This is a genomic window from Plantactinospora sp. BB1, assembly GCF_003030385.1.
In the GTDB taxonomy this organism is placed as follows: Bacteria; Actinomycetota; Actinomycetes; order Mycobacteriales; family Micromonosporaceae; genus Plantactinospora.
Window position 1 is genome coordinate 979396 of sequence record NZ_CP028159.1, and the last position, 15873, is coordinate 995268.

The 15873-nt window shown below is 73.1% G+C and carries 13 protein-coding genes; 9 read left to right on the top strand and 4 right to left on the bottom strand.

All coding sequences use genetic code 11. The annotated features are described in order from the left end of the window. Positions 1–17: 17 nt before the first annotated feature. The 4 genes from C6W10_RS04245 (at position 18) to C6W10_RS04260 (ending at position 4364) form a co-directional block, all read left to right on the top strand. Entirely contained in the window at positions 18–410 is a 393-nt protein-coding gene (locus tag C6W10_RS04245; RefSeq protein ID WP_107256701.1) for a hypothetical protein, read from the top strand. Next, the gene (locus C6W10_RS04250) at positions 410–2905 is read left to right on the top strand and encodes a DUF4132 domain-containing protein (protein ID WP_234361607.1); all 2496 of its coding nucleotides are present in this window, start codon (positions 410–412) and stop codon (positions 2903–2905) included. The genes C6W10_RS04245 and C6W10_RS04250 overlap by 1 nt, the downstream gene beginning before the upstream one ends. A gap of 26 nt (positions 2906–2931) precedes the next feature. Beyond that, positions 2932–3243 carry an NIPSNAP family protein gene (locus C6W10_RS04255; protein ID WP_107256703.1) on the top strand — a complete coding sequence of 104 codons (312 nt, stop codon included), beginning with the start codon at positions 2932–2934 and terminating at the stop codon, positions 3241–3243. 125 nt (positions 3244–3368) lie between these two features. After that, positions 3369–4364: a helix-turn-helix domain-containing protein gene (locus C6W10_RS04260; protein ID WP_107256705.1), complete on the top strand. Its 996-nt coding sequence runs from the start codon at positions 3369–3371 to the stop codon at positions 4362–4364. Between the two features lie 45 nt (positions 4365–4409). On the opposite strand, the gene C6W10_RS04265 is transcribed toward C6W10_RS04260, so the two are convergent. Continuing rightward, a complete protein-coding gene (locus tag C6W10_RS04265; RefSeq protein WP_107256707.1) occupies positions 4410–8189 on the bottom strand; it encodes a S8 family serine peptidase in 3780 nt (1259 codons plus the stop codon). Between the two features lie 196 nt (positions 8190–8385). Here C6W10_RS04265 and C6W10_RS04270 point away from each other — a divergent pair, with 196 nt between their 5' ends. The 4 genes from C6W10_RS04270 to C6W10_RS04285 all read left to right on the top strand — a co-directional run bounded on the left by C6W10_RS04270 (position 8386) and on the right by C6W10_RS04285 (position 11207). Next, complete coding sequence (locus C6W10_RS04270; protein WP_107263650.1) at positions 8386–8730, top strand: helix-turn-helix transcriptional regulator; 345 nt, start codon at positions 8386–8388, stop codon at positions 8728–8730. Next, the gene (locus C6W10_RS04275) at positions 8730–9464 is read left to right on the top strand and encodes a cation transporter (protein WP_107263651.1); all 735 of its coding nucleotides are present in this window, start codon (positions 8730–8732) and stop codon (positions 9462–9464) included. Before C6W10_RS04270 ends, C6W10_RS04275 begins: the two co-directional genes overlap by 1 nt. 67 nt (positions 9465–9531) lie before the next feature. Then, complete coding sequence (locus C6W10_RS04280; protein ID WP_107256709.1) at positions 9532–9906, top strand: hypothetical protein; 375 nt, start codon at positions 9532–9534, stop codon at positions 9904–9906. An 8-nt stretch (positions 9907–9914) separates the two neighbouring features. Next, the gene (locus C6W10_RS04285) at positions 9915–11207 is read left to right on the top strand and encodes a caspase family protein (RefSeq protein ID WP_107256711.1); all 1293 of its coding nucleotides are present in this window, start codon (positions 9915–9917) and stop codon (positions 11205–11207) included. 5 nt (positions 11208–11212) lie between these two features. On the opposite strand, the gene C6W10_RS04290 is transcribed toward C6W10_RS04285, so the two are convergent. The 3 genes from C6W10_RS04290 to C6W10_RS04300 form a co-directional block, all read right to left on the bottom strand. Next, on the bottom strand, positions 11213–12166 hold the full coding sequence (locus C6W10_RS04290) for a hypothetical protein (protein WP_107256713.1): 954 nt from the start codon (positions 12164–12166) through the stop codon (positions 11213–11215). 6 nt (positions 12167–12172) lie between these two features. Then, positions 12173–13135, bottom strand: coding sequence for a hypothetical protein (locus tag C6W10_RS04295; protein ID WP_107256715.1), 963 nt, complete (start codon positions 13133–13135; stop codon positions 12173–12175). Positions 13136–13342: 207 nt separating this feature from the next. Next, positions 13343–14527 carry an aromatic acid exporter family protein gene (locus C6W10_RS04300; RefSeq protein ID WP_107256717.1) on the bottom strand — a complete coding sequence of 395 codons (1185 nt, stop codon included), beginning with the start codon at positions 14525–14527 and terminating at the stop codon, positions 13343–13345. A 389-nt stretch (positions 14528–14916) separates the two neighbouring features. On the opposite strand from C6W10_RS04300, the gene C6W10_RS04305 reads away from it, so the two are divergent. Further along, positions 14917–15843: an SDR family NAD(P)-dependent oxidoreductase gene (locus tag C6W10_RS04305; protein ID WP_107256719.1), complete on the top strand. Its 927-nt coding sequence runs from the start codon at positions 14917–14919 to the stop codon at positions 15841–15843. Positions 15844–15873: the final 30 nt, after the last annotated feature.

A 15873-nucleotide genomic window follows, 5' to 3' on the forward strand; every position in this document is an offset into this window, starting at 1 on the left:
CCCTAGACTGCGGCGCCATGGCGATGGTGAGTTTCGTCGACGAGACGACCGCGGGCGAGCGCAGCGCCGCATGGCACCTGGAGATCTTCGAGGAGCGCCTGCCGCTGCGGGAGGTGATCCGCCGACGCGTCTTCCAGGAGGTCGCCGAGCACAACGCGAAGGGCGGCGACCTCTTCCGCGGCCTGGTGCAGCCGACCGACACCGAGCGGACGCTCAACGGTTTCAAGCTCCGGCAGCCCCGCCGGATCGACCCGGAGGAGCAGGCCGACCGCGCCCTGGAGGCGTTCTCTCGCAACGGTTTCATCGTCCTCGTCGACGACCGGCAGGTCGACGAGCTGGACGCGGTGGTGGAGCTGACCCGGGGGACGCGGATCACCTTCCTCAAGCTCGTACCGCTGGTGGGTGGCTGATGTCGACGCCGCTGCTCTTCCCCGAGTACGCCGAGCGGATGGCGGCGCTGGCCCGGCACGGTGACGTCGAGGGCCTCGCCGACGAGACCATGGCCTACACCGCCAGATACACCGGCGACTGGGGCGCGGAGAGCCGGCACGTGACCGACGCGCTCGGGCTCGTCGCCGCCGAACGCAAGCCCGAGCTGCTGATGGCGATCCTCGACCGTTGCTGCCTGGTCACCGGGGCCGAGCAGCGCGACGTCACCAACGAGCTGTTGAAGATCCTCATCAAGCCCTACAGCAAAATCCGCGGCCCGGAGTCGGCCGAGGTCGCGCTCGCCTTCGCCGCCCGGCACACCGCCTACTTCGGCGGCGGCGAGCTACGGCGGATGGCCGAACTCCTGCTCGACGCCGGGCGGCCGTTGCCGCCGGAGGTCGTCGCCGTGATGCGCCGTACCGTCGCGCACGGCTACTGGGGTTCGGCCGACGCGCTCAAGCCGCTGCTGGCCAGGCTGGACGCACCGGCGCTCAACCCCGGTGAGGCGTGGGCCGACCGCGCCCTCGCCGACGTCGCCGCGCTCGACCCGGACCAGGCCCGTCGCTGGCACGAGCTGTTCCGGCACGCGGCGACCGCGACCAGCGCCAGACCGTCGCGGAAGTGGGAGGCGACCGCCCGCGAACTCCTCGGCGGGCTGGCCGAGCCCGGTGACCGGCTACGGAGCTGGCTCGCCCTGGTCGGGCAGCCGCGCACGCTCCGGCTCAACCGCACCCAGTGGGAACACGACGTCAACGAGGCCTTCGACCAGTTCAACACCACCCCGCTGCGGGGACTGGTCTGGGTGCTCTCCTTCCTGCCCGAGCACCCCGAGACCGCACGGCTGCTCGGCGCGCTCGTCGAGACGTCGCTGCGCAAGGTCGCCGGGCTCGGCCCACGCAACCCCAAGATCGCCAACGCGGCGGTCCACGCGCTGTCGCGGATCCCGACCGAGGAGGCGCTCGCCCAGATCGCCCGGCTCGCCGCCCGGGTCACCTTCAAGGGCACGCTCAAGGAGCTGAACGCGGCGCTGGATGCCCGGGCGGCGGCGCTGGGCCTGACCCGGGACGAGGTCGAGGAGCTCGCCGTGCCGGCGTACGGGCTGACCAACGTGGGTGTGCGGGTCGAACGCTTCGGCGACGCCTCGGCGACCCTGGACGCCACCTCCGGGACGGTCACGGTCACCTGGCGCAACGGCGCCGGAAAGGTCGTCAAGTCCGTACCGGCCTCGGTGCGGTCCGCCCACCCCGAGGAACTCGCCGATTTCAAAGCCGCCGTCAAGGACGTCGAGAAGATGCTCTCCGCCCAGGCGGAACGCCTCGACCGGCAACTCCTCGCCCAGCGGGTCTGGCCGTTCGACGCCTGGCGCGCCCGCTACCTCGACCACCCGCTGGTCGGTACGCTGGCCCGCCGGCTGATCTGGCTCGTCGACGACGTGCCCTGCGCCTTCGCCGACGGCGCGCTGCGCACGCACGAGGACAAAGAGATCGTTTCCGGCGAGACGGTCCGGCTCTGGCACCCGATCGGCCGCGAGGTGGCCGAGGTGCTCGCCTGGCGCGGCTGGCTGGAGACCAACCGGATCACCCAGCCGTTCAAGCAGGCACACCGTGAGGTCTACCTGCTGACCGCCGCCGAGGAGAAGACCCGGGTCTACTCCAACCGGTACGCCGCGCACGTGCTGCGCCAGCACCAGTTCCACGCCCTGGCCGCGGCCCGCGGGTGGCGCAACAAACTGCGGATGATGGTCGACGACGCGTACGAGCCGGCCACCCGGGAGCTGCCGCAGTGGGGGCTGCGCGCGGAGTTCTGGATCGAGGGCATCGGCGACGAGTGGCAGGAAGACACCACCGAGTCGGGGGCGTACCTGCGGATCGCCACCGACCAGGTCCGGTTCTATCCGATCGACGCCCCGGAGCACTACGCGCACGCCGGTGGCGGCGGCTACGAGCAGTGGGTCTCCCAGGAGGCGCAACCGACCGAACCGCTACCGCTGACCGAGATCCCGCCGCTGGTGCTCAGCGAGATCCTCCGCGACGTCGACCTCTTCGTCGGCGTCGCCAGTGTCGGCAACGACCCGACCTGGCAGGACGGCGGTCCCGGCGGACGGTTCCGCGAATACTGGGCGTCCTACAGCTTCGGCGAACTCAGCGGCACCGCGCAGACCCGCCGGGAGATGCTCGAACGCCTCGTCCCCCGGCTCGCCATCGCCGAGCGGGCGCGGGTCGACGGCCGTTTCCTCGTGGTCCGGGGCGACCTGCGCACCTACCGGATCCACCTCGGCTCGGGCAACATCCTGATGAGTCCGAACGACCAATACCTCTGCATCGTGCCGAAGCAGACGGCCGGCTCCTCGACCGGCGACGTCTTCCTGCCGTTCGAGGGCGACCGGGTGCTCGCCGTCATCCTCAGCAAGGCGTTCATGCTGGCGAAGGACACCCAGATCACCGATCCCACCATCACCGGGCAGCTCCGGCGCTGACGGGGCCGGCGTCGTACGGTGGTGCGGTGATCACCTGCGTCGTGCACTACACCATCGACCCCGCGCAGATCGAGGCGTTCGAACGCTTCGCCCGCGCGTGGATGCGACTCGTGGCCCGGCACGGGGGCGTGCACCACGGCTACTTCCTGCCGGCCGAGGGAGCCAGCGACCGGGCCGAAGCCCTGTTCAGCTTCGAGAGCCTGGCCGCCTACGAGCGTTACCGGGCGCGGTTCGGCGTCGATCCGGAGTTCGTCGCGGCCGACCGGATCCGCGACGAGTCGGGCTGTGTGCTGCGGTACGAGCGGACCTTCATGCGTCCACTCCTGCCGAGCGACTGACCCTCGACCGGTCGACGGCCCGCCCCGTCGGCCGGGCGTGATCCGCGCCGGCGTCCCCGGGCCACCACGCCAGCCGACCGGGCTTCGTAGAGTCTTCGCAGTCCACGGGGAATGGGGAGACGGGCATGTTCGACGACACCGGGCTGCTGCGACCGCAGGAGGAGCGGGCGTACCGGCTGCTGCTCCGCCTCTCCGCGGCCCGGCCCGCCGATCTCGCCCGGCTGGCCGACGTGCCGCCCGACGAGGCCGCCGGCGTGTTGGAGGCGCTGCGGAGCAAGGGACTGGCGATGGCCCGACCCGGCCCGGACCCGGTGTTCGAGCCGCTGCCGCCGGACGTCGCGCTGGGCAACACCCTGCTGCGCCGGCAGGAGTCGCTGGAGAGCGCCCGCCAGGCGGTGGCGGCGCTGACCGAGGAGTACCGGACCAGCGCCCGGCGCCGCAACGCCGACCATCTGGTGGAGGTGGTGGTCGGCGCGGCCGCGTTGCGCGACCGGCTGCGTGACCTCCAGGACTCGGCCCGGGAGGAGATCCTCTGGTTCTGCCGGGCCAATCCGCTGGCCATGTCCGGCTCGGAGAACGCCGAGGAGTCCGGGGCGCTGGCCCGTGGGGTGCGCTACCGGGCGATCTACGAACGCGCCCTGCTGGAGACACCCGGTGAGCTGGAGAGCATCGCGGAGAGTGTCCGTGCCGGGGAGGAGGCCCGTACCCTGCCGACGTTGCCGGTCCGGATCGCCATCGCCGACCGGTCGACCGCGATCTGCCCGCTGGTGCCGGACGACGAGCGCGACGTCGGGGAGCCGACCGCCGCACTGATCCGGCGCAGCGAGCTGCTGGACGCGCTGCTGGCGCTCTTCGAGAGCCACTGGGACCGGGCGACGCCGATCCGCTGGGACGCCGACCAGGGTGGACTCGCCGACGCGGCACCCGACGACGCCCTGGACGACGGCGAGCGGTTCCTGCTGTCGCTCTTCGTGGCCGGCTTTCCCGACAAGTCGATCGCGTCGCAGCTCGGAGTCAGCCGGCGTACCGTGCAGCGCCGGCTGGAGCGGTTGATGGCACTGGCCGGGGTGGACACCCGCACCGGGTTGGCCTTCCAGGCCGCCCGCCGGGGCTGGCTCTGACCGGTCCGGGCGGGACGGCGCGCTGCCGTCCCGCCCGGAACCCGCTCAGCGCAGGCCGTACGCCCGGATCACGGTCTGGGTGACCGCGTTGCCGGACCGGTCGGCGGCCCGGACCCGCAGCGAGACCGTGCCCTTCCCGGCCGGAACACTCGCCCGGTAGTCGTTGCCGTGCCCGGTGACCCGGACGGCCCGCCAGGTGGCGCCCTCGTCGAAGGAGACCTCGGCGGTCAGGCTGGTCCCCTTCGGAGTGGCGTGACCGTCCTGGTGCCGGACGGTCAGCCCGACGGGGTGCGGCCGGCCGCTGGCCCGGCCGGTCAGGTCCACCGGCGCGGCGTAGTCGACCTGCAACAACGGCAGCGGTCGGGCCTCGTCGCCGGGCCGCTGCCCGGACCGGAACTGCCACACCGTCGCGGTACGGGTGCCCCAGCTCCACTCCTCGCCGGTGCGTTCGGTCGTCAGGGCCAGCCGGTAGCCGGCCTCCGGCCCGGTGGTGGGTACGTCCCGGCGGGCGTCGGGCAGCTCGGCGAGGAGCTTCCCGTCGCGCCATAGCGTGGCGGCGACCCGGGACGCCTCGCCGATCGTGTAGTGGCCCTCGGCGTCGACGAACTCGGGCACCCGCAGCCCGAGAGTGTTGGCGGTGCGGGTGGAGACCAGCTCCGGTATCCCGCGCGGCGAGGCGGGGCGGACCACCGGGGCGAGCCAGGTCTGCTCGGCGCTACGGGCACGGTAGCTGGTGGGCCGCTCGGCCATCCCGCTCTGTAGCGCGCCGAAGTCGTTCCACGGCCACTCGTGGCTCACCCGGTGCTGCCAGACCGAGTCGCCGGTGGTCACCCACTCCTCGCGCTCCTTCGGTGTCGCCACGAACCGGGACGTGTCGTTCCATGCATAGGTCTGCCAGGGGCGCCATCCGAACCGCTGCTCCTTTGCCCAGGGGAATCCGCCGTTGTCGGCGTACCGGGTGGTGATCCGTGTCGAGTTGGCCGGGGTAACCCGGTAGACGATCCGGTCCGGGATCCGGTTCCGTTCCACGTGCTGTACGTCGTAGAGGTAGGGGCTGGAGGTGGTCAGGGTCAGGGCCAGCGTCGCCCGGCCGCGCTGCGCCCGCGCGATGAGCCGCTGGCCGTCGTCGTTCGCCACCGCCAGCATCGGGATCGGCTCACGGTCGCCGGTGGGCCGCCACACGGTCCAGGCCGACCAGTCCGCCGGGCGCACCATCAGGGTCACCGCCGCACCGGCCCGGGCCGCCGCCGCGGTCACCTCGCTCTCGCTCGGCGCGTCCTCCCCGCCCGGCTCGTTGGCCGACTCGATGAGTACGGCCGCGCCGCGCACCTTCGCCTCGGCCAACTCCTCCGGGGTGCCCCGGCCGGCGTACACGAGCGGGAAGCGGCGGGTGCCGTCGTACGCCGGGGACTGCCCGGTCAGGTTGACGTCGAGCGGGCCGGAGACCCCGGCGACCTCGGCGCGGACCATCGGCGCGACGAGCTGCCAGCGCGACGAGAACTCGTATCGGCCGCTGGTCAGCCTCCGGGTCGGGGTGACGTTGACCTGCTGGATCGTGCTGAAGTGCATGGTGCCGTGGCTGATCTGCCGGCCGGTGCCGGTGACCCGGTGCGAGTAGTAGCTGAGTACCGACTGCTGCTCGGCGGGTCGGGGCGTCTCGATCCGGATCGGGGTACCCCGGCGGGCGTCGAGCAGTACCTCGACGTCCCGGTCGACCCGCAGTTCCGGGTCGGTGATCAGGGTGGCCTGCTCGTCGAGTACGCCGCCGTCCTCGATCAGCGCGTGCAGCAGGTAGGTACCCTCGCCGACCTCGACGGTCTTGCTCTCCCCCGCCCAGAGGAAGTCCAGGGTGTCCCAGCGGTAGCTGTCGCCCATCAGCGCGATGACCGGCACCGACACCGGCTGGCCGGCCCGGCCGACGGCGCGGAGGGTGACCCGGTGCCGGGGGCCGTCCAGGCTGATCCCCAGCGCCGTGCTGACGAGCAGGCCGCCCGGGCCGGTCGCGGTGATCGAGCCGCCGAAGAGTCCCCGGTCCAGCTTCGTCAGGTCGGCCGTGACCGGCACCTGCACCGAACCCCCGGCCGGCACCGTCACGGTGCGGGAACCGGTGGTGACGGCGTCGGTCTCCGGTGCCTCGGTGGCGACGTTCTCCAGCTGGACGGCGAGGCTGAGGGTCACCGGTGCCGGCCCGTCGTTGGTGTACGTGACGACCTTGCCGACCGGCACCGCCGTCGCACCGGTACGGGCGGTGGCGGCGCCGTCCGGGTCGGTGTGCAGGCCGAAGTCGACCTGGCCGCTGGCGTACACCCGCTGGCCGGTCGCCCGGGCGACGTCCACCCGTCCGGTGCCCTCCTCGAACACCGACAGTTCCGGGTTGCTCCGGGCGGTGCTGACCAGCGCGTCCTTCAGCCGTGCCGGGGACCAGTCGGGATGTGCCTGGGCCAGCAGCGCCGCCGCGCCGGCCACGTGCGGGGTCGCCATCGAGGTGCCGGAGGCGGCGGTGTACCGGTCGTCGACCGGGCGGCCCATGGTGGTGCCGGCGGCGCGGGCGGCCACGATATCCACCCCCGGGGCGGTGATCTCCGGCTTCAGCCCCTCGTCGCCGAGGCGCGGGCCCCGGCTGGAGAACTCGGCGAGCGACTCGTCCCGGTCCACCGCCCCGACGGTCAGCGCGGACGGGGCCGCGCCGGGCGTACCGACGCTGTAGTCCGCGCCCTCGTTGCCGGCGGCGACCACGAAGAGGGTGCCGGTGTCTGCGGTGATCCGGTCCAGTGCCTCGCTGAGCGGGTCGGTGCCGTCGGTCGGCCCGCCGCCGAGGCTCAGGTTGACCACCGCCGCGCCCTGCTCGGCGGCCCACTCCATCCCGGCGATGATCCAGGAGTCGTAGCCGCTGCCGTCGTCGCCGAGCACCTTGCCGGCGAGCAGGCGCGCGCCGGGCGCCACCCCCTTGTGGGTGCCGCCGGACCCGGCGCCGGTGCCGGCCACGGTCGCCGCGACGTGCGTGCCGTGGCCGTGCCGGTCGGTGGGGTCCGGGCTGTCGCTGAAGTTCCGGGCCGCGCTCACCCGGCCGGTCAGGTCCGGGTGGGTCTGGTCGACCCCGGTGTCCAGCACCGCCACCGTCACCCCGGTGCCGTCGAGGCCGGCCCGCCAGGCGGTCGGGGCGCCGATCTGGGCGACGCTGCGGTCCAGTACCGGCCGGACCCGGCCGTCCAGCCAGATCTGGCTGATCCCGGCACCGAGGGTGGCGGTGGAGCGGGCCGAGCCGGGGTTGACCGGGGCGACCGTCCGCCAGAGGCCGGCCAGCGAGTCCTTTCCGGCCGTCAGCGCGGCGCCGCCGATGCTGGGCAGTGGCCGGGCGTCGGTCATACCGGCGAGGGCGCGGACGTTGTCGGCGGTCGGGTTCCGGTACCGGACGATCAGCGGCAGGCCGGCGGTGGCGCCGTCCGCGTACCCGTCGGCGATCAGCTCCTGTACGTCGAAGAGGTCCTCGTCCAGGGTGCCGGCCGAGACGTACGGCACGACGTCGCTGGGCAGCACCCGCAGCCCGCCGTCCACCTCCTGGGTGTGGAAGGTGATCCCCTCCCGTCCGGCCGCCGGGCGGACCGAGGCGGCGTACCGGCCGTCGCCGGCCGGCGAGACCTCGACGACGTCGCCGGTGACCAGGGTGACCCGCGACCCCGCGCCGGCCGTACCGGGCGCGGCCGACGGTCCGGTCGCCCCGGGTACGGCGGTCGGCGGCCCGGCGCTCGCCGGTGGCGGCCCGGCGGCGGTGAGGGCGAGTACGGCGGCCAGCACGGCGGCGGTACGGCCCAGCGGAGATGACATGGCGGGTCTCCTTCGACTCTCACGAAGACGCCGTCAACGGCGACAGTCGGAGTCTGTGGCCGGAGCATTTCCCCGGTCAGCAACCTGCGGTGCCGCAGAGGCGACATGGCGCCAAGTGGACACCGGCCCGCCACTGCGGGTACCGCGGCGTGCACCCAGCGGGTATGCCGTCCGGCAGCGGACAGTACAGCGAATGATGTACTATCGGGCCGTGCAGACGCTGACGCATGGACAGGTGCTGGCCCGGTTCGGTCACGCCCTCTCGGATCCGACCCGGGCACGACTCCTGCTCGCCCTGCGGGACGGCCCGGGTTACCCGGCCGAGCTGGCCGAGCTGCTCGGCACCACCCGGCAGAACCTCTCGAACCACCTCGCCTGCCTGCGCGGCTGCGGCCTGGTGGTCGCCGTACCCGAGGGTCGCCGGACCCGCTACGAGCTGGCCGACGCCCGGATGGCGCACGCCCTCGGCGACCTGCTCGGCCTGGTACTGGCGGTGGACCCGGCCGCCTGTCCCGACGCCGCGACCCGGGGTTGCTGCTGATGGCCGCGCCGCTGCGGTTGCGGCCGGCCGGCCCGACACCGGCCCGCCGCGCCCTGCTCGCCCGGCGGATCCGGCTGCTGGTCGCGGCGACGATCACCTACAACGTCGTCGAGGCGGTGGTGGCGATCACCGCCGGCACGCTCGCCTCGTCGACCGCCCTGATCGGATTCGGTCTGGATTCGGTGATCGAGGTTTCCTCGGCGGCGGCCGTGGCCTGGCAGTTCGCCGGCCGGGACCCGCAGTCGCGGGAGAGGGTCGCGCTGCGGATCATCGCGATCTCCTTCTTCGCCCTCGCCGGCTACGTCACGGTCGAGTCGGTACGCGCCCTCGTCGGCGGCGCCGAGGCGGCACACTCCACCGTCGGACTCGTACTGGCCGCGCTCTCGCTGGCCGTGATGCCACTGCTGTCTTACGCGCAGCGTCGCACCGGCCGGGAACTCGGCTCCCGATCGGCGGTCGCCGACTCCAAGCAGACCCTGCTCTGCACCTACCTCTCGGCGGTACTGCTGGTCGGGCTCGGCCTGAACAGCCTCTTCGGCTGGTCCTGGGCCGACCCGGTCGCCGCGCTGGTCATCGCCGCCGTCGCGGTCCGGGAGGGGCGGGAGGCCTGGCGCGGCGACACCTGCTGCGCCGTACCGCTGAGCGCGCCGCCCGACCCCGACCCGGCCGTCGCCGCCGTCACCAGCGGCGACGCGTGCGGTTGCCAACCCGGCTGCTCCGGATGCCGGGACTGACACCCGGGCGCGGAGGCCGACCTCGGTCGGTGACCGGGCCACCGATCGGCTGCTAGCGTCAGACACCGTGACGGTTGACGATCCGGCCGACCTGCGGGTGACAGTGGACGGCAGCCTCGACGAGGTGCTGTCGCTACAGCGGTGGCTCGGCGAGCAGGACGACTTCGCCGGCCGGACCCGGTTGCTGCGGCCCGACCCGGGGCCGGGGCAGATGGGCGCGGTGCTCGACACGATCACCATCGCCGCGGGCGGCGGCGGTGCGGTGACCGCTCTGCTCGGCACGATGTCGGTGTGGATGCGCCACCGTGGCGCCAAGATCACCGCGACCGTCAAGAAGGGCAACCGGAGCGTCACGATCAACGCGGACCGGGTCCGGGCAGCGGACATCGCCCAGTTGAAGGAGATGGTGGCGGAGTTCTCCCGCACCCTGGACGAGAGCTGAGCCGGGCGATGCCGACCAGGGACCTCCGGCTCGCCGACCCGGACCGGTCCCGGGTGATCCTCGTCGGCACGGCGAACTACCGGTACGGGTTGCCGGAGATCCCGCCGGTGGCCGGCAACGTGGACGGTCTGGCCCGGGTCTTCCGCGACCCCCGGCTGGGTGGTCTCGGCGAGCAGAGCTGCCACACCCTGGTCGACCCGAGCAAGGACCGCGCGATCCGGCAGGTCGCGGCGTGGTGCCGGGAAGCCGACGACGTACTCCTCGTCTACTTCTCCGGGCACGGCCTGCTCGGCGAGGACGGCGAACTGCTGCTCGCCTGCGCCGACACCGACCCGGAGATGGCGGAGTACACGGCGCTGCCGATCAGCCTGCTGCGCAGGGCCGTACAGGCGAGTCCGGCCCGGACCAGGGTGCTCGTCCTGGACTGCTGCTACTCCGGACGGGCGATCCGGGCTCTCGGCGGTGCCGACGCCGACCTGCTGGGCCAGGTGGAGGTCTCCGGCACCTACACCCTCGCCTCGGTACCGGGCGACCTCCAGGCGCTGTTCCACGAGGGCGAGCGCTACACCGTCTTCACCGGAGAGCTGATCGCCACGCTGCGGAACGGCATCCCCGACGGAGCCCCGCTGTTGTCGGTCGACGCGGTATACCGGCACCTGCTGCGCAGGATGCGCGGCAGCGGCCTGCCGGCACCCAGGCAGGTGCACAGCGACACGGCCAGCGACCTCGCGCTCGTGCAGAACGTCGCCTACCTCGGCGCCGACCCGGTGCCACCGTCCACGGGACCGCAGGGTGATCCGTTCCGGCACGTCGACCTGCTGGTACGCCGGGCCGGCGAGGAGGGCCGGGACCGGTTCGTGCTCCGCGAGGCCGCCCGGGACCGGCGCTGGCCGGCACTGGCCCGGCTGCGCATGGCGGCCGAACTCGACCACCTCGGCGAGACCGGAAGCGCCCTGGAGACGCTCCGCGACCTCGGCGTCGACGGCGATCCGCACCAGGCGCTGAAGAGGATGCGCGAGTTCAGCTCGCTGGTGGCGGAGAACCGGATCTGGGCGGCGGAACTGGTCGACTCCTGGGACGTCGGCAGCACCGACGACCCGGAAGTCCTCTGGGGACTGATGATGGCGATCTGGTTGTCCGCGAGCGGGTTGCCGGTGCCCGACCAGACCGCCGCGGTGACCGAACTCGCCGGTCACGGGTACGCCGATCAGGCGCGCAGCGTACTCAGGGGGATGGTGCGCAGACGTGGCCTGCCGGTCTCCGACCGCCGCGCGGTACAGGCCGCGATGAAGGACCTCTGACCGCCTCAGTCGCGATCGCCGCCCAACCCGGGCAGCAGCCGGTAGACGGGCTCCTCCAGCGCCCGGTCCCGGACGGCGGCGGAGCCCGGTCCGGCCAGCGCGTTGCGGCGTTGCCGGAGCGCCTCACGCCGGATCGCCCGCATGACGTTCGACACCCCGGCCACGACGACGGCGCCGCTCATCCAGCCCACCACACTCACCCACTCGGGGCCGCCACCCAGCGCCCGCACGATCCCGGGCAGGGCGACGCTCGGGGAGAGCAGCAGAACCCCGCCGAGCAGGGCGCCCCGGACGTCGATCCGGGTCTGGGACATCGGCACCGCGTACGCCCCGGCGAACCCGGGGTGGCGCCACATCAGCCCGATGGTGTAGCCGATCGTCGACGCCGCGATCCCGGCCGCGGTCGACGCGGTCGCCAGCAGCACCACCGCCCAGCCCGGCATGGTCTGCTGCCACAGCGCGACGACGCCGACGGCCAACAGCAACGTCCACATCATTGCGGTCGTCCAGAGCCCGTGCACACTCCTCGCCGCCTGCGCTTCTTCGCGGTGCAGCACGTACCGCACCAGCGGAACGTGCACGGCCACCCCGGCCGCCACCACGGCGAGCACCGTCGCGGCCATGATGAGCGAGGACCGGTGCTCGCCGACGTCGTACCGCAGCAGCGCGCCGGTGACCGCCGCCGCGCCGAGCAGCGCCACCCAGGCCCGCCAGCGGTCGTCGCTGCGCATGCTGATCATGATCGCCACCGTCGCCGAGCCCACCAGGGTCACGGCGGAGTTCAGCAGCGCGGGCCGCAGGTCCGGCGGCATCCAGGGCGAGACGGACTCCCAGAGCAGCCCACCGGTGGCCAGGGCCAACGACAGCCCGGCCTGCACGACGGCGTCGCCACGGAACAGGGCAGCTATCAGCAGCCACGCCACCAGCACCAGCGTGCCGGTCTGGATCGCGCCACGCACCGACCCTCACCACCTTCGCGCGATGCCCGGCAGCAGCCGGTAGACCGGCTCCGACTCGACGAGTCCGCGCAGCGCCGAGGCGACCTGCGGGCTCTCCGGTGGCTCCGGACCGTACCGGTGCGAAGCGGCCCGGTCCAATATCCTGCGCAGCATCTCGCCGCCGGCCACCACACACCCCGCGCCGAGGACGAGGAGCGCAACCGTGACCGGCGCGGGTGGCCGGAGAACGTCCGGGACGGCCACCGGAATCCCCAGCATCGTCAACGCACCGGCGCCCGCCGCGGCCCAGCCGACCAGCTCGGTGTCGGCCGCTCGCCGGGTCCGCGACCACCGCCGGGCCCACGCCTTCGCGAACGCGCCGTTGCGGACGAGGATCACCACGAAGGTCGCGAGCTGCAACGCGACGACGAAGCAGGTGAAGCTGAGAAACAGCAGGCCGAGCGCGAGCCAGAGGTGTGGCGCCAGCAGACTGGCGGTGTTGACGAGGATTCCGGCCAGCGCGGTCAGCATCGCCCCCCGGCACAACCGCCGGATCGGCAGGTACGTCCCCACGGCGGCGTACGGCCGCAGCACCCGTACCTCGGCGAAGATGTGCAGCGCGATCAGCAGCAGGGCGGCGGTCAGCGCCCCCAGTACGACCCGTAGTGCCGGGTCGGGGTCGGCGAACCGGGATGCCCCGAGCGCGGCCAGCGCGAACAGCAGAGCCACCACGATGCCGCCGACACCGTCGAGGCGGCGACGCAGGCCGAACGGGATGGCGACGGCCGCCGTCACGACGACCACCCCGAGCTGATAGCTCAGCACCGCCTCCCGGTCGGCGGGCATCCATCCGACGGTCTCCTGGAGGACCAGTCCGACACCGGCCAGGAACAGACAGATGCCACCGACGCTGGCCGCCCGGTATCCGGTCCAGCCGACGAACGCCAGCAGCACCAACACGAAGCCGATCCCAAGCGACGTCCCCGACATCGGGTCTCCACGTCCTCTCGGACAGCCCACCGCGACGATGCGCTCACCCACGGCCGATCGTATCGCCCGGCAACGGTCGCCGGAGACCCCGACACGGCCGTGGAACCGACGGCTCCGGGACAGTGCCCGGTGACGGGCCCCGCACCTTCCCCACCCCGCGCCCGCCCGGGCACTGTCGAGCCGCTCAGCCGGCGCCGCCCGATCCGCTCAGCCGCTGCCGCCGTGGTCGGGACGCCGGTTGGCGCCGGTCGGATTCGCCGTACCACCGGAGTCGGTGGCCTCGAAGCTGTCTCCCGGCCTGCCGCCGGCCCGGCGTACCTCCCGCTCCGCCTCGTCGTGCGGCAGCCCGGTCGTGCCGAGCAGGTCGGTGCCGATCGCGCGGACCTGCGCGACCACCACGCTGCCGGAGAAGCCGAGACCCTGCCGGTAGGCCACGCTCGCCTGCTCGACGGCGTGGCAGACCAGCTTCGACGCCTTCGGCAGCGAACCGCGACGAAGATCGCGTTGCACCACCCTGGCCGCCTCCGCCAGCCCGCAGAGCGAGGCCACGAGTTCGGCCGGCGCCGGCTCGTCGTCGCGGAGCAGCGTCACCGCCCGCCGGGTGAGCACCCGGGCGTTGCGTACCGCCCGTTCGAGGTATTCGGCGGCCTTCACGTACCGCTGCAACGCGGCCCGCGACCGCCAGCGCAGGGGTGCGATGGTGGCCGCCTCCCTGCCCTCGGGCAGCACGTCGTAGAACTCGTCGAGCTTCTCCTCGCCACGGGTCAACGCGGCCAGCGCCTCCTGCACGCGGTCCTGGTCGCGCTCCGCGAGGCCGCGCGCCGTCCCGGTCAGGCTGTCGACGAGTACGTCGAGTGCCGGCCGAGCCACCCGCGACACCACGGTCACCGGGTTCACCGGCAGCAGCAGGGCCATCACCGCCAACGCCACGGTGCCGCCGATCAACGCGTCGATCAGGCGGGTGAAGTAGATCCCCTCGGTCGGCGGCCGCAGTGTGGCCACCAGTACCGACGAGGTGGCCGCCTGGGAGACGACGCCCGCCGACCCACCGGCCAGGATCGTCACCGTCATGGCCAGGACGGCGCCCACGCCGATCTGCCACGAGCCCGTCCCGATCAGATAGATGAGCCCGTCGCCGACGGCGATGCCGGCGGTCACCCCGAGCACCAGTTCCACCGCCCGGCGCAGGCGCTGACCGGAGGAGATCCCGAGGGTGACCATGGCCGCGATCGGGGCGAACACCGGCTGTGGGTTGCCGACCAGTTCCGCGGCCAGGAACCAGGCCAGCGCCGCCGCCACGGCGCTCTGCACCACGACGATCTCGACCGCCCGCAGTTGGCGCCACCGTTCGACCAGCGCGCCGCGAACCTTGCCGACCCGCTGGGTGCTCATCACCGTCGCCCGGACGGTCTGCGGGCCACCACAGTGCCACGATAGGAAGGAAGTACGGCGACGGCGGGCGGATCCGGCATATGCCAACCGCGGGTACGCGGAGCCCCGCCCGATCCGGTCGACTGGTGCGGTTCCGGGCGCCGGGTCGAAATCTTCGCGCCCCGCCACCGGAGGCCAACCGCCGAAGCAGCGCCCGCGCTTGAAGTCGTGCCGGACGGGAATGCTGGGGCCGACAGGCGGACGATCATGGGGAGCGAAGCGTGGGCGCGACCGGTACCGGCACCACCACGCGGACCGCCCGTCGCGCGGCGCACGGGGAGCGCGCTGCGGCGGGTACGGACGGTTGCCGGGCGGGACCACCCGAGAGCGAACCAACCGAGAGACGGATCATGGCACGGATCGTCACACCGTACGGGCGGCACTCCACCGCCGAGGAGGTCGTCGCCGGAATCGACCTGTCCGGGCGCCGGGCCATCGTCACCGGCGGGGTCTCCGGCATCGGCCTGGAGACGGCGCGGGCGCTGGCCGGCGCCGGGGCGCAGGTGACGGTGACCGCCCGGGACGACAACGCCGGCCAGGTGGCCGCCGACATCGCGGCGTCGACCGGAAACCCCGACGTGCGGGTGGTACCCCTCGAACTGACCAGCGTCTCGTCGATCCGGACCTTCGTCGACGCCTGGGACGGGCCGTTGCACATCCTGGTCAACAACGCCGGCATCATGGCCCTGCCCGAGCTGCGCCGCACGTCGCAGGGCTGGGAGGAACAGTTCGCCGTCAACCACCTCGGGCACTACCTGCTCGCCGTCGGACTGCGTGACGCGCTGGCCCGGGCCGAGGGCGCCCGCATCGTGTCGGTCAGTTCGAGTGCCCACCACCTCTCCCCCGTGATCTTCCAGGACATCCACTACCTCTCCCGCCCCTATCATCCGCAGCAGGCGTACGGGCAGGCCAAGACCGCGGTGGCGCTCTTCGCCGTCGCCGCCGGCAGGCGCTGGGCCCGGCTGGGGATAACGGCCAACGCCCTCAACCCGGGCGCCATCCCGACCGGGCTCCAGCAGTACATCGGCGGCGACCTGGGTGTTCCCGTCGATCTACAGAAGAGTCCGCAGCAGGGCGCGGCCACCTCCGTGCTGCTGGCCACCTCGCCGCTGCTCTCCGGGGTCACCGGTCGCTACTTCAACGACTGCGCCGAGGCCACCCCGGTCACCATCCAGCCCACGGACCAGGCGGAACTCGCCTCGTCCGTGGCCGACTACGCGATCGACCCGGAGAAGGCCGACCGGCTGTGGCGGATGTGCGACCGGATGGTCGGCTGACCCGGGACAGCCTGCGGTCACCGCGCTGAC